At 63.7% G+C, this 13,504-nt stretch carries 13 protein-coding genes; 8 read left to right on the top strand and 5 right to left on the bottom strand.

Annotated features, from left to right (window positions below; translation table 11 throughout):
- Positions 1-104 precede the first annotated feature (104 nt).
- The 3 genes from HAP54_RS48370 to HAP54_RS48360 all read left to right on the top strand — a co-directional run bounded on the left by HAP54_RS48370 (position 105) and on the right by HAP54_RS48360 (position 3,339).
- The gene (locus tag HAP54_RS48370; RefSeq protein WP_166298256.1) at positions 105-1,364 is read left to right on the top strand and encodes an aromatic ring-hydroxylating oxygenase subunit alpha; all 1,260 of its coding nucleotides are present in this window, start codon (positions 105-107) and stop codon (positions 1,362-1,364) included.
- Positions 1,364-1,861, top strand: coding sequence for an aromatic-ring-hydroxylating dioxygenase subunit beta (locus HAP54_RS48365; RefSeq protein ID WP_038387409.1), 498 nt, complete (start codon positions 1,364-1,366; stop codon positions 1,859-1,861). The genes HAP54_RS48370 and HAP54_RS48365 overlap by 1 nt, the downstream gene beginning before the upstream one ends.
- A 300-nt stretch (positions 1,862-2,161) precedes the next feature.
- Positions 2,162-3,339, top strand: a protein-coding gene (locus tag HAP54_RS48360) for an IS3 family transposase (RefSeq protein ID WP_414646173.1) whose coding sequence is annotated in 2 segments (ribosomal slippage) — positions 2,162-2,453 and positions 2,453-3,339 — 1,179 coding nt in all. Because the reading frame shifts where the segments join, the coding sequence is not laid out codon by codon here.
- A gap of 135 nt (positions 3,340-3,474) precedes the next feature.
- Here HAP54_RS48360 and HAP54_RS48355 read toward each other — a convergent pair.
- A protein-coding gene (locus HAP54_RS48355; protein WP_166295259.1) for an IS3 family transposase occupies positions 3,475-4,628 on the bottom strand; the annotation gives its coding sequence in 2 pieces (ribosomal slippage) (positions 3,475-4,379 and positions 4,379-4,628; 1,155 coding nt in all).
- Between the two features lie 99 nt (positions 4,629-4,727).
- Here HAP54_RS48355 and HAP54_RS48350 point away from each other — a divergent pair.
- The 5 genes from HAP54_RS48350 (at position 4,728) to HAP54_RS48330 (ending at position 9,891) form a co-directional block, all read left to right on the top strand.
- Complete coding sequence (locus HAP54_RS48350; protein WP_166204320.1) at positions 4,728-6,071, top strand: IS1380-like element ISBdi2 family transposase; 1,344 nt, start codon at positions 4,728-4,730, stop codon at positions 6,069-6,071.
- A 183-nt stretch (positions 6,072-6,254) separates the two neighbouring features.
- Positions 6,255-7,013, top strand: coding sequence for an enoyl-CoA hydratase/isomerase family protein (locus tag HAP54_RS48345; protein WP_166298255.1), 759 nt, complete (start codon positions 6,255-6,257; stop codon positions 7,011-7,013).
- Between the two features lies 1 nt (position 7,014).
- The gene (locus HAP54_RS48340; RefSeq protein ID WP_166298254.1) at positions 7,015-7,764 is read left to right on the top strand and encodes an SDR family NAD(P)-dependent oxidoreductase; all 750 of its coding nucleotides are present in this window, start codon (positions 7,015-7,017) and stop codon (positions 7,762-7,764) included.
- Position 7,765: 1 nt separating this feature from the next.
- A complete protein-coding gene (locus HAP54_RS48335; RefSeq protein WP_166298253.1) occupies positions 7,766-8,701 on the top strand; it encodes an alpha/beta hydrolase in 936 nt (311 codons plus the stop codon).
- Between the two features lie 5 nt (positions 8,702-8,706).
- On the top strand, positions 8,707-9,891 hold the full coding sequence (locus HAP54_RS48330) for an acyl-CoA dehydrogenase family protein (RefSeq protein ID WP_166298252.1): 1,185 nt from the start codon (positions 8,707-8,709) through the stop codon (positions 9,889-9,891).
- Positions 9,892-9,971: 80 nt separating this feature from the next.
- Here HAP54_RS48330 and HAP54_RS48325 read toward each other — a convergent pair whose 3' ends face one another.
- The 4 genes from HAP54_RS48325 to HAP54_RS48310 form a co-directional block, all read right to left on the bottom strand.
- Entirely contained in the window at positions 9,972-10,790 is an 819-nt protein-coding gene (locus tag HAP54_RS48325) for a Crp/Fnr family transcriptional regulator (RefSeq protein ID WP_166298251.1), read from the bottom strand.
- Between the two features lie 35 nt (positions 10,791-10,825).
- A complete protein-coding gene (locus tag HAP54_RS48320; RefSeq protein ID WP_166307201.1) occupies positions 10,826-11,260 on the bottom strand; it encodes a hypothetical protein in 435 nt (144 codons plus the stop codon).
- Between the two features lie 310 nt (positions 11,261-11,570).
- Complete coding sequence (locus tag HAP54_RS48315) at positions 11,571-12,314, bottom strand: NAD(P)H-dependent oxidoreductase (protein ID WP_166298250.1); 744 nt, start codon at positions 12,312-12,314, stop codon at positions 11,571-11,573.
- Positions 12,315-12,320: 6 nt separating this feature from the next.
- A complete protein-coding gene (locus tag HAP54_RS48310; protein ID WP_166298249.1) occupies positions 12,321-13,481 on the bottom strand; it encodes an ABC transporter substrate-binding protein in 1,161 nt (386 codons plus the stop codon).
- Positions 13,482-13,504 lie beyond the last annotated feature (23 nt).

Here is a 13,504-nt window from a genome sequence, read left to right as displayed (position 1 = left end):
GGCCCGCGGCGACCGTGTTATTAATTGACCGAACGGTCGTTCGGGTTATTATTGACGGCCGGCGAAGGCATCCGCGGCAAGCGGCCGGCGAGGGAGACGGAGCGATGAACATGATGACCGGCGTCCCGCCGTGGGAACGGCTGATCCGGCCCGACCGGGTCCATGGATCGCTCTACACCGATCCCGAGATCTTCGAGGCCGAACTCAAGAGCATCTGGTACCGGACCTGGGTCTATGTCGGCCACGAGAGCGAGGTCCCGAACGCCAACGACTACGTCGTCAAGTCGATCGGCCCGCAATCGGTGATCATGACGCGCGACGAGCAGGGCAAGGTCAATCTGCTGCTCAATCGCTGCTCGCATCGCGGCAACCAGGTTTGTTCCTTTGAGCGCGGCAATGCGCGCTCGTTCACCTGTCCGTTCCATTCCTGGACCTTCGCCAATGACGGCCGCTTGGTAGGCTATGCCTTCCCTGATGGTTACGAGGGACAGGACAAGTCGCAACTCGCGCTCGGGCGGGTGACGCGGGTCGAGTCCTATCGCGGCTTTGTGTTCGGCTCGTTCGCGGCCGATGGGCCGACTTTGAAGGAGCATCTCGGCGCCGCCGCCGAGACCATCGACCGCCTGGTGCGCACCTCGCCGGAGGGCGAGGTCGAGATCACCGCGGGCTTCCTCAAGCATCGCGTCAAGGCGAACTGGAAGTTCATCCTGGAGAACGAGTGCGACGGCTATCACCCGGCCTTCGTGCACACCTCGATCTTCGGCGTTGCCGACAGCATGATCGGCAAGCTCTATGGCGGCGCCTCGACCGCGCTGACGCGCGACTACGGCAATGGCCACACCGAGATCGACCTGCGGCCCGAGTTTCGCAAGCGCGACGCGCCGATGAGCTGGTTCGGCACCAGCGAGGAGCGGTTGCCCGACTACACCGCGCGCATGAAGGCCGCCTACGGCGACACCGCGGCGCGCGAGATCATGATCGACGGCACGCCGCATGTAATGATCTTCCCGAACCTGTTCATCGCGGAGATCCAGATGTTCGTGATCCAGCCGCTCGGCGTCGACGACAGTGTGCAGCATGTCACCGCGCTGCAATTCAAGGGCGCGCCCGATCTGAACCGAAGGCTGCGCCAGCAGACCATGGGCTCGGTCGGCCCGGCCGGGTTCCTGCTCGCGGATGACTCTGAGATGTACGAGCGCTGTCACCGCGGCGTGCTGGCGCGCAATCCGGAATGGATCTTCCTCGGCCGCGGCGAGAAGCGCCAGCGGCAGGACGAGCTCGGCTTCACGGTCGGCCACGTCACCGACGAGGTGCCGTCGCGCGGCATCTGGACCCACTATCGCAAGCTGATGGAGCCTGCCTGATGCTGTCGCGCGAGAGCAGCGCCACCTTGATGAGCGCCATCACCGCCTTCCTCTATCGCGAGGCGCGGCTGCAGGACGAGCATCAATACGAGGCCTGGGAAAAGCTCTGGACCGACGACGGCGTCTATTGGGTGCCGGCCAACGGCGCCGACATCGATCCCGAGCGGCAGATGTCGATCATCTACGACAACCGCTCGCGGATCGCGCTGCGGGTCCGCCAGCTGATGACCGGCAAGCATTTCACCCAGACGCCGCAGTCGAACCTGCGCCGGCTGATCTCCAACATCGAACTGATGGACGAGCAGCCGGACGACGGCGACATCGCGGTCGCCAGCAACAGCCTGATCTTCGAATCGAGCCTGCGCGACGACACGCTATGGGCGGCGCGCAATGAATACCGCTTGCGCCATGTCGATGGCGAATTGCGGATGGCCGCCAAGAAGGTCATCCTCGTCAACAACGACAAGGCGATCTACACGCTCTCGTTCCTGGTCTAGGGCAAGATGGGATTGGATCGAATTAAGCCGCACGCTCCGCTCCACCTCGCCCCGCGTGCGGGGAGAGGTCGGAACGTATCGTTAGATGCGTTCCGGGTGAGGGGGAGTCTCCGCGGGCGCGTCTATCGCCGCATATGCGGAGACGGCCCCTCACCCCAACCCTCTCCCCGTAAGAACGGGGAGAGGGAGCACACCAGCGCAATTCGCCTCAATCTGACCTCGCTCTAGCCCGTCTTATTTGAACCTCCTCCGAATTGATGGACACCTGTAGTAGGCTCGAAGAGCCAGGAGAGGTGTTGGATGGAAGGACGTCAGCGTAGGTCGTTTACGGACGACTATAAGCGGCAAGCGGTCGATCTGGTCGCTTCGAGTGGCCGCTCGATCGGATCGGTGGCCAAGGAACTTGGCCTGCGCGATTCAGTTTTGCGGCGCTGGGTGGAACTACGTGGAACTGGGCGAGAGCCGACGGCTGCGGCGCGGCGCCCCACAACGCAAGCGACGCTGCCGTCGGCGGACCACGCGGCGGAGATCGCTCGTCTGCAGCGAGAGAACGAGCGGCTGCGCATGGAGCGCGACATTTTAAAAAAGTCGATCGCGATCTTTGCTGGGGGGCCGAAATGAGATTCCGCTTCATCGAAGATCGCCGCGCCGACGATCCTGTGACGATCCTGTGCGACGTGCTCGGTGTCTCGCCGGCCGGCTATTATGCTTGGCGCTCCCGGCCGGAGAGCCAGCGATCGGTCGCCAACCGTGAGCTTGTCGACGACATCAAGCGCGTCCATCGCGAGACAAACGGACGCTACGGCAGCCCGCGTATCCATGTCGAATTGAAGGCCCAGGGCCGCGGGGCGAGCCGTGGCCGCATCGAGCGGCTGATGCGCCATCACGGTATCAGGGCCATCATGGCACGGCCTCGCCGGGTGCGGACGACCGATAGCCGTCACGACCTCCCGATCGCGGCGAACCTGCTCGAGCGCAACTTCACCGCCACTGCGCCGAACCGGATCTGGCTCGCCGATATCACCTACATCGAGACCGATCAGGGTTGGCTCTATCTGGCCACCGTCATGGATTTGTACAGCCGCAGGATCGTCGGCTGGGCGATGGCGGATCATTTGCGTGCCGAGCTGCCGCTGGCAGCCTTGCGGATGGCCGTCTCAGCGCAGCGGCCTGGCGCCGGTCTGATCCATCATTCCGATCGCGGCGTCCAATACGCATCGGCGGAATACCGCAAGGTCGTGCAATCTGCCGGCTTGAGGGCATCGATGAGCCGCAAGGCCGACTGCTATGACAATGCTCCAATGGAGAGCTTCTTTCACACGCTCAAAATCGAGCTCGTCTACCACACTCACTATGCAACACGCGCAGAGGCCACACGTGATATCTTTGCTTACATTGAAGGCTTCTACAATCGAACTCGTCGTCACTCCGCCATCGGCTATGTCAGTCCGATCGAGATGGAGCTAAAAGCAGCTTAACCTTGTCCATTTTTTCGGGGGAAGATCAATTCGTCAGAGTGCGCCTGAGAGGCTGGCGAGCGTGGTGTAAAGCGCTGATGCGGCGTAGGATTCGGTTGCAAAGCCTGAGCTGCTGCCGGTTTGATGGACACCCGCTTAAGCTAATCCCACCTTGCGCTCGAACTCAACCGGGCTGAGATAGCCGATGGTCGAGTGCCTGCGGGTCGTGTTGTAAAATCGTTCGATGTAGTCGAACACATCGGCGCGTGCCTCATCTCTGGTTTGATAAATCTTGTTGGCCGTACGCTCGGTCTTGAGCGAGGAGAAGAAGCTCTCCATCGCCGCGTTGTCCCAGACGTTGCCGGAGCGGCTCATGCTGCAAACGATGCCGTGGTCGGCCATCAGGCGCTGGAACTGCTCGCTGGTGTACTGGCTGCCCTGGTCGGAGTGATGCAACAGCGCATCCGGCTTGCCGCGCCGCCAGACGGCCATCAACAATGCGTCCGTCACGAGCTGTGCCGTCATGGAGGCACTCATCGACCAGCCCACCACGCGGCGTGAGAACAGGTCGATCACCGCTGCGACATAGAGCCAGCCTTCGGCCGTCCAGAGATAGGTGAAGTCGGCGATCCACTTCTGGTTCGGCCGCTCGGCGGCGAACTGCCGGTCAAGGAGGTTCGCCGGTACGGTCTCGAGCTGTCGATCGCCGCTGTCCTTCGGTAAGCGCCGACGTCGCGGCCGCGCCCGCAAGCCTTGCAGGCGCATCAGCCGCTCAATCCGGTGCAGGCCGCAATCCGCCCCGTCGGCGAGCAGGTCACGCCACACCCGGCGTGCGCCATAGGTGCGGTCGCTGGCGGCGAAGCTGGCCTTGACCTTGCCGCCGAGCTCCTCGTCGCTGCGGGATCTGGCGCTGGGAGAGCGGTTCAGCCAGGCATGGAAGCCCGACCGCGACACTCCCAGCGCATCGCATAGCCATGCCACCGGCCAGATCGTCCGGTGCTTCGCGACGAAGGCGAACTTCATGTCGCTTCCTTCGCGAAGTAGGCTGCGGCCTTTTTTAGGATATCCCGCTCGGCCTTCAGCTTGGCGACCTCACGGCGCAGCCGCTCGATCTCCTGCTGCTCCGGCTTCATCTGCCCGTGGCCGGGAAAGGCTTGCGCCGGGTCGGAGCCCAACTCCTTCACCCATTTGCGGAGAACATTCTCATGAACATCCAGGTCACGGCCAGCTTGCGCCACCGACACCCCACGTTCCCGCACCAGCTTGACCGCCTCGACCTTGAACTCGCGGCTGAACTTCCGTCTTTTCATCGCCACCTCCGGCTTCATGAAACACCTAATCTCGGTGTCCATCAAACCGGCAGCAGCTCAGCCAACCCCATCACCTCAACCGCGAACGCCAGGCCCGCCATGACCGATGATACGATTCTGCCCTTCTCGTTTCCAGCCGTTCACGCCAAGAAAGTCACAGCTGCCTTCGATGGCGGTCGGCTGACCTCGAACGGGGGCGTGATGCTTCTGGCGATGGCCGAGCGGCGTCTCGGCTTGGCCGACAATTTGGCCCGGGTGTTCCCGGATCGGCGCGATCCGACGCGGGTCGTGCACAGCCTTGTCGATATGTTCCGCGCGCGCATGTTCGCGATCTGCTGCGGCTACGAGGACGCCGACGACCTCGATCATCTGCGGTCCGATCCCGCATTCAAGCTGGCCTGCGGACGGCTGCCGGACACGGGTCGCGATCTGTGTTCCCAACCGACGCTGTCGCGGCTGGAGAATGCTCCGCGCCTGCGCGACGTGATCCGACTGACCTACACTTTGGTCGACGCATGGATGGATAGCTACCCGCGCGAGCCGGCATCCGTCACGCTCGACATCGATGATACCTGCGATGTCGTCCACGGCCATCAGCAGCTCTCGCTGTTCAACGCTCATTATGACGAACGCTGCTTCCTGCCGATCCACGTCTACGACACGGAGAAGAGCCGGCCCGTGGCGGTCGTGTTGCGGCCCGGCAAGACGCCGGGCGGCGTCGAGGTGCGTGCCCATCTGCGCCGCCTGATACGGCATATCCGGACGCGGTGGCACAACACGCGAATTACGTTCCGTGGCGACGGGCACTATGCCCGGCCGGAGGCAATGGCGTGGTGCGAGACCAACGGCATCGACTACATCTTCGGTCTGTCCGGCACCAAGCCGCTCGCCAGAAAACTCGACGAGGCCGCCGACGACATCCGCACGCGACGCGCCATCGAGAACCTGCCGGTTCTGCGTGGCTATACCGAGACGCGCCACAAGGCCAAGTCCTGGGATCGCGAACGGCGTACCGTCGCCCGTATTGAGGCGACGATGCTCGGCCTCGACATCCGTTTCGTCGTCACCAGCCTCGATGTCGGCTCGGCCGAGTGGATCTACGACAGCCTGTATTGCGCGCGCGGCCAAGCCGAGAATCTGATCAAGCTGCATAAGACACAGCTCGCCTCCGATCGCACCAGCTGCCGTTCGGCGCTCGCCAATCAAGTCCGCCTCGTTCTCCACACCGCCGCTTATTGGCTGATGCTGACCGTGCGCGACGCGATTCCCAAAGCCCGGGAATTGGCCACAGCCGAGTTCGCGACGCTGCGTCTTCGTCTCTTGAAACTCGCTGCCCGTGTCGTCGAGACCACGAGCCGCATTCGCCTTGCGTTTGCCGCGGCATGTCCCGAAGCCGACCTGATCCGCGGCTTGCCAGGCGCGCTGCTGCCGCTCGGTCCTTGACCGGCGGGGCGTCCGCCCCCCGTTCGCCCAACCCATCCCTCAAGCGCGTTGCAAAGTACGGGTCGTCAGGCGGTGAAAAGCCGAAGGCAATCCCGCGCGCCTCGTCAGAGCAGATGTGCGGCCACATCAATCGGACTAAAAAAAGCACTCTCACGAATAGGACGGGCTAGGGAAGGTCTCGCCATGATCGACAAGGGCCCTGTTCTGCTCGACATCACCGACGGCATCGCGCGGTTGCGGCTCAACCGTCCTGATGCGGCCAACGGCATGAGCGCCGAGCTGTTGAGCGCGCTGTGCGACGCCATCATGGTCTGCCACGGCCATCCGGATCTGCGCGTCGTGCTGCTGAGCGGCGAGGGCACGAACTTTTGCGCGGGCGGCGATGTCCGCGCCTTTGCGTCCAAGGGCGAGAAGCTGCCGGACTATATCCGCCAGGCCACCGCGTATCTGCAGAACGCGGTGACCGGCCTGCTGCGGCTGGAGGCGCCCGTCATCGCCTCGGTGCAGGGCTTTGCCGCGGGCGGCGGCGGCTTTGGCCTGGTCTGTGCGTCTGACATCGTGATCGCGGCGGAATCGGCAAAATTCCTCGCCGGCGCCACGCGGGTGGCGATGGCGCCGGATGCGGGCGTCTCCGTGACGCTGTCGCGGCTGGTCGGCCTGCGGCGGGCGATGTCGATCCTGCTGACCAACCCTGTGATCCCGGCGGCGGAAGCGTTGCAGATGGGCATCGTCACCAAGGTCGTGCCCGATGCCGAGCTTGCCGACGCATCGCTGGCGCTGGCGGCGACCAAGCGGCTGGTCTGGGCCGGCACCGGCACCAGCATCGAGCAGTGCCTGTCGGAAGAGGCGCGCACGGTTGCCGAGCTCTCGGGAATGGCCGATGCCCGCGAAGGGCTCGCCGCCGTGATCGAGCGGCGCAAGCCTGTCTTCACGGGGCGCTGAGGTGGCGACCTTGCCATTCGGACGTCTCGATGGCCGCCGCGCCTTCGTCTCCGGCGGCGCGCGTGGCATTGGCGCGGCGATTGTCCGCAGTTTTGCCGGGGCCGGCGCCAGGGTCGTGATCGCCGATCTCGACGTCGCTGCGGCCTCGGAGCTCGCGCGCGAGACCGGCGCTGACGTTGCAGGACTTGACGTCAGCGATGCCACGAAGGTGCAGGCCGTGATGGCGCAGGACGGTCCGTTCGACATTGTCGTCAACAACGCCGGCATCGATCAGCACGCTTTCTTCACCGACACCACGGCGGAGGATTGGGCGCGGCTGATCGCGGTCAATCTCACCTCGGTGCTGGCCTGCACCCACGCCGCGTTGCCGGCGATGCAGGCGGCGAGATTCGGCCGCATCATCAATGTCACCTCGGAGGCGGCAAGGCTCGGCTCCAAGGGCGGCGCGGTCTATTCTGCGGCCAAGGGCGGCGTGATCTCGTTTACCCGGAGCATTGCGCGGGAGAATGCGCGCTTTGGCATCACCGCGAACGCGATCGCGCCGGGGCCGATCCGGACGCCGATGCTGGAGCAGGCGGTGGCGAAGGGCGGCGACAAGATCCTGCAGGCGATGACCGGCGCGACGCTGCTCGGCCGGCTCGGCGAGCCGGAGGAGGTTGCGGCTGCGGCGCTGTTCCTGGCCTCCGACCAGGCCGCCTATATCACCGGCGAGACGCTCGGCGTGTCGGGCGGCATGGGTATCGGCGGCTGAGATGAGTAGTGCGGGCGACGATATTGCAATCACGCCGGTCGATTGTGCGATCGAGCGCCTGCACGCGATCTATCGCAACTGGACCCGCGAGACGTCAGTGGCGCAGATGCGCAGCGATTGGGACGTGGCCTTCGCAGGCTGCTCGGTGCCGGTGATCTGCCGGCAGGTCTCCGCCGGCGGCGTCGATGGCGAATGGATCGTGCCGGCGGATGCGCCGCGCGACAAGGCGATGCTCTATTTTCACGGCGGCGGCTTCCGGATCGGTTCGGTCGCCTCGCATCGCGATCTCGCCGCGCGGATCGCCGATGCATCCGGCTGCCGTGTACTTACCATCAACTATCGTCTTGCGCCGGAGCATCGCTTTCCCGCCGCGCTGGATGATGCGCTGATCGCCTATCAATATCTGCGCGATCAGGGTTTGCGTCCGGCGGACATTGCCTTCGCCGGGGACTCGGCCGGCGGCAACCTCGTGCTCTCCGCGATGCTGGCGGCGCGCGGCCGAGGTTTTCCGCTGCCAGCCGCCGGCGCATTGATGTCGCCCTGGACCGATCTCGCTGCGACCGGCACGAGCTATGAGAGCAGGGCCGAGGCCGATCCGATCCATCAGCGCGCGATGATCATGGCGCTAGCGAAGAACTATCTGGGCAAGGACGGCGATCCCTGTGATCCGCGGGCCTCGCCGCTTTACGCCGATCTCGCCGGCCTCCCGCCGCTGCTGGTGCAAGTTGGCGACCGCGAGACCGTGCGCGATGATGCAACCGAACTGGCCGCAAAAGCGATGGCCGCCGGCGTCGACGTCGAGCTGCAGATCTGGGACGGCATGATCCACGTCTTCCAGATGTTCCCGGAGATTCCGCAGGCGGGAGAGGCGATCGCATCCCTCGCGAAATTTCTGCGCAAGCATCTTCACATCGGCCATCAGAGGGCGCCACAATGAACGTCATGACCTCGGACCCGCGCCAGCTCACCGAAGCCGAGTTCCATTTCTCGGAGCAGCCCAATCTGCCCGAGGAGCTGCGCATGCTGCGCGAGCAGGTTCGTCGCTTTGTCGAGAAGGAGGTGGTGCCGCATGCCGAGGCGTGGGAGCGCGACGGCAAGATCCCGCGCGAGATCTATCGCCGCATGGGCGCGCTCGGCTTTCTCGGCATGCGCCACGCCGCCGAATATGGCGGCACCGACATGGGGCCGCTGGCCTCGATGGTGTTCGCCGAGGAGCTGGGACGCTCGAGCTTTGGCGGCTTCACCTCCTCGATCCTGGTGCACACCGACATGTCGGCGGTGCACATCTCCTTGCGCGGCACGCCGGAGCAGAAGCAGAAGTATTTGCCGGCGATCATCCGCGGCGAGACGGTTTGTTCGATCGCGGTGACCGAACCGGATGCGGGCTCCGACGTCGCAGGCCTGAAGACGCGCGCGCGGCGCGATGGCGATAGCTGGGTGATCAACGGCGCCAAGATGTTCATCACCAACGCGGTCTATGGCGACATCCTGATCGTCGCCGCGCGGACCGATCCGCATGCCAAGGGCAGCCGCGGCATCTCGCTGTTCATCGTCGAGCGCAACACGCCGGGCATCACGGCAACCAAGCTCGACAAGCATGGCTGGCTCTGCTCGGACACCGCCGAAATCGCATTTCAGGACGTGCGCGTGCCGGCGGAAAACCTGCTCGGCGAGGAGAACAAGGGCTTCTATGGCATCATGGAGACCTTCCAGAACGAGCGCATTTGCATCGGCGGCATCTGCGCCGGCGAATCCGCCAAGGCGATCGAGCTGACGGCGAACTACGTAAAGACGCGGCAGGCGTTCGGCGGTCCGCTCTGGAATCAGCAGGCGGTGCGATTGAAGCTCGCCCAGCTTGCCGCGAAGGCAGCGGCGGCGCGGGCGCTGGCCTATCAGGCCGCCGAACTCGCTGCGGCCGGACAGGAGTGTCTGCGCGAAGTGTCGATGGTCAAGGCGCTGTCGCCGGAGGTGCTGCACGAGGTCGTGCATGGCTGCCTGCAACTGCACGGCGGCTCAGGCTTCATGCGCGGCACTCCGATCGAGCGCATGGTGCGCGACGCCCGCGTGCTGACCATCGGCGGCGGCGCCACCGAGGTGATGCTGGAGGAAGTCGCGAAGCGGATGTGAATGGGCGCGCGCAGGCGTACCTAAAATGCGTGCACGGCAGTGTGACGCGCTATCCTTGCGAAGCGTGGATAGCACGAGTCTCAAGGCACATCGCTGGCAGCCGTTACCTGCGGTCCGGCATTTTGTTGTACTACGGCTTTTTCGAGCCGCTCGATATTTTCCAGCAGGCGCCGGCTGGTCAGGATGAGGAAATAATAGCCGAATTGCGGATTCTGAAAGTAGAGTTCAAGCAGCCTGTCATAGGTGATAGTGAGAACTTGTCCGTCGTCTATGCATTCGACCGTCCCGGTCCGTCGGTTATTGGGCGTAAGGAAGCCAAGTTCTCCCATGAGACGTCCCGGCGGAAGCTCGACGTTGATCTCCTTGACCAGAAACCTCCCCGTGACGGTGAGAAACATTTCGGTCGCCGCATCACCCTTCTTGAATAATCTGTCGCCCCGCCGGTATTTGCGTTCGGTCATGAACGGTTTGAGCCATTCCATCGACATGTCACCCTGCGCCGCGTCACGTGCCTTTCTGACGAGCCTGAGCATTTGACGGAGGCGAACGGCATTGATCGGCACCATCAGCAGGTACAGGAGAAAAGTGCCGACGTTTCCGGAGAGCGCGCCAAAGGTCGCGAAGAATGAACAGCCTGCCATATTCGCGATGCGCAGCGGGACCATTGTCTGCATCAGCAAGGTGGCGACAAAGAAGATGGCGCCGACCAGTGCAAACATGTTGGCAAGCGTTATGTTGGCCAGCACAATTTCGAGCAGCCGATTGAACAACGCATCATAGGTGATGTTGTTGGGATCGAGACCCAGTTGAACCAAGATCTTTGCGACCCTGAGATTGTCCGCGGCCGTATCCAGCAGGCGGTTCAGGATTGTCGAAAGATCTGCGCTGTTGAGCTCCATTGGATCATCTCTTTGCGAAGCTGATGTTAGATTTCTCAATTCGGCAGGAACGCGTAGGCGGCGATCAGGGCCACCATGGCTGCGAAAATCAGCAGGGCCGGTACGGATATCCGGGCGGCCGGTCTATCGGAAGCGCCGGCGGTCAGCCGAGCCGCCGGAGGCCTACGCGGTCTCTGGGACTGCACGGTGTCGTTATCCCCGGATTTGGCGGGGGCATCCAGTTCTGGCGCCGCGCCACAGCCCCCCATCTCGCCATAATAACTGACGTAGACTTCTTGAAGTGCCACTCCTTTCGACTCGGCCTCGCTCATCCGCTCGAGCCTGGCTCGATAGCTGAGCAAGAACCCCTGCGCATTTGGCGGCAAGTCATCGAAACTGCCGAGCTTGGCCATCATAAGCCAGGTGGCAAAATCCACCTCAGCTTTGGAGCGGGCTTTTCGAGCGATCCGGGTGCCCGAGCGTGAGGCCATGACTATCTGACCGATTTGCAATGCAAAATCAAAATCGCGGGCATTGAAGGCGTCGTTGGTCCGCCTGGGTGTGCGGGTTATCCAAGCGGACGTCAAGCACCTCGCGTCGACTTGCTTCCTGCCTGAGCTCAGGTCAACGCTCCCGACGCCTATTACTTTCCTATAATAATGCCGTAACGCCCGTCTCGAAAGCATATATGTGACGCACCGCCAGCCAGCGGGCCCTCTCTGGATGGCTGCAATATGCTGCTGTTGGGTGGAAAGAGGAGGTCGCAGCGCTTTTGCGCGTCACAGATTTGGGAATACACGCTTAGCTGGCAGGCCTGCCCTGGCCGACCGCCTTCGCCATCACGCCCGGCTTGAGGCGCCAATTCGGGCCAAAGTCCTGTAGCGGATGGAAGAACAGCGGCTCGGTGGCCTCGAGCTGCCGCAGCCGCGCGGCGTACTCATCGAGATAGCGGTACCGCGTCGCCTCGTCGACAAAATTCACTGAATACGACACGAAGGGCGGCAGCACCTTGCAGCCGGCATAGGCCAGTGTGCCGTTCTGGATCGGCCATAGCACCACATCGAGTGCGCCGACCAGTCCGTCCGGCGCGCACATGCCGGGGTAGGCGGCGGTCGAGGTCACGACCATGGCGCGGCGGCCGGCCAGGCCGCCGGTGTCGTAGCGGCGGCCGGCGCCATAGATCGCGCCGTTGACGAACACACGGTCGATCCAGCCCTTCATGATGGCGGGGACGGAGAACCACCACAGCGGAAACTGCAGGATCAGGAGGTCGCACCATAGCAGCTTCTCGATCTCGGCCGTGATATCGCCGCTGAGTGACTCCTGTTGCAGATTATACTTCTGCTCGCGGTCATATTGCAGCCGGTCGGGAAACCGCCGTTCGCCAAAATCGTCGGCGGTTGCCACCGGGTTGAACCGCATGGCGTAGAGATCGGAGATCCTGACCGTGTGCCCGAGCGCGGTCAGTTCGGAGACTGACCGCGCCAGCAGCGCGGCGTTGAAGGACTGCGCTTCCTGATGGGCAAAGACGATCAGGACCTTCATCGCGGCCTAGTCCACCGGCTTGAAGCTGAGCGTCGCGGCATCGGCCTGCATGATCTGCAGCTTCTGGTTGGAGAAGCGGACGCCGGGGCCGAAGCTGATCGGCGCCATCACGCCGGTCTCGACATTCTTGGTCTTCTCCAGCTCGGAGATGGTGCAGGCCCAGGTCGGCTGCTTGCCGCAGCGCTCGATCGCCGCGATCAGGACCTTCGCCGCGGCATAGCCGGTCATGGTGTAGCGGTTGATGCCCTTGAACTCGGCTTCCGACACCAGCGGCTTGGCCTTCTCCAGGAACGCCTTGCCGGCCGCGCCCGCGAACGGCTCGACATAGTCGACCGCGTAGAAGCCGTCGCCCGCCGGGCCCATCAGCTTCAGCACCGGTTCGATGCGGCCGGGCCAGAAGATGCCGGTCACCGGCTTGATGCTGAGCTTCTCCAGCTCCTTCATCATCGCGATGTTCTCGGCGATGATGCCGCCGGCCAGAAACACCTCGGCACCGGAATCCTTCAGCTGCAGCATGTCGGACGAGAAGTCCTGCTGACCCTTCTTGTAATTGCCGCTGTAGACGACGTTCAGCTTCTTGGCCTTGACCACGGAATCGAAGCCGTCGCGCACGGTGATGCCGTAATCGTCGTCCTGGGTGATCAGGCCCCATTTCTTGCCGGGGTTCTTGTCGGCGAGGAAGTTGACGAGATGGATGATGCCTTCCTCGTAGGATTGGCCGACCACGAACACGTTCTTGCGCGGCGGCTCCCAGAGGAATTTCACCGGCGCGACGTCGATCACGGTCGGGATACCGGATTTCTCCAGCTCCGGCATCACCGCGATCGACTGGCCCGAGCCTGAGATGCCGAGCATCGCGAACACCTTGTCGACATCGATCACCTTCTTGACGCCCTGGATGGTGCGCGCGGTGACGTAGCCGTCGTCCTCCAGCACATATTTGATCTTGCGGCCGTTGATGCCGCCGGCGGCATTAGCCTCGGCGATCGCTATTCTGTGGCCGATCGAGGCCGCGACGCCGAGCAGCGCCGGCGGGCCGGTCAGCGGCTCGACGTCGCCGATCAGGATCTCGGTGTCGGTGATGCCGGGGTCCGCGGCGCATGCCGGGCCGATAGCAAGACAGGCGGTGGAAAGCAGCAGCGCAGCCGCCGCCAGATGCTTGATCATTGTCTCCTCCTCAGGTGTTGCGT

The organism is Bradyrhizobium sp. 2S1 (assembly GCF_011516625.5).
GTDB lineage: Bacteria > Pseudomonadota > Alphaproteobacteria > Rhizobiales > Xanthobacteraceae > Bradyrhizobium > Bradyrhizobium septentrionale.
The sequence above is the reverse complement of the archived record's forward strand: the minus strand, read 5'-3'. Positions and strand labels throughout refer to the sequence as shown.

Coding starts and splice junctions, on each gene's coding strand:
- HAP54_RS48370 (WP_166298256.1), top strand. CDS start 105: ATGAACATGATGACCGGCGTCCCGCCGTGGGAACGGCTGATCCGGCCC.
- HAP54_RS48365 (WP_038387409.1), top strand. CDS start 1,364: ATGCTGTCGCGCGAGAGCAGCGCCACCTTGATGAGCGCCATCACCGCC.
- HAP54_RS48350 (WP_166204320.1), top strand. CDS start 4,728: ATGACCGATGATACGATTCTGCCCTTCTCGTTTCCAGCCGTTCACGCC.
- HAP54_RS48345 (WP_166298255.1), top strand. CDS start 6,255: ATGATCGACAAGGGCCCTGTTCTGCTCGACATCACCGACGGCATCGCG.
- HAP54_RS48335 (WP_166298253.1), top strand. CDS start 7,766: ATGAGTAGTGCGGGCGACGATATTGCAATCACGCCGGTCGATTGTGCG.
- HAP54_RS48330 (WP_166298252.1), top strand. CDS start 8,707: ATGACCTCGGACCCGCGCCAGCTCACCGAAGCCGAGTTCCATTTCTCG.
- HAP54_RS48325 (WP_166298251.1), bottom strand. CDS start 10,790: ATGGAGCTCAACAGCGCAGATCTTTCGACAATCCTGAACCGCCTGCTG.
- HAP54_RS48320 (WP_166307201.1), bottom strand. CDS start 11,260: ATGGCCTCACGCTCGGGCACCCGGATCGCTCGAAAAGCCCGCTCCAAA.
- HAP54_RS48315 (WP_166298250.1), bottom strand. CDS start 12,314: ATGAAGGTCCTGATCGTCTTTGCCCATCAGGAAGCGCAGTCCTTCAAC.
- HAP54_RS48310 (WP_166298249.1), bottom strand. CDS start 13,481: ATGATCAAGCATCTGGCGGCGGCTGCGCTGCTGCTTTCCACCGCCTGT.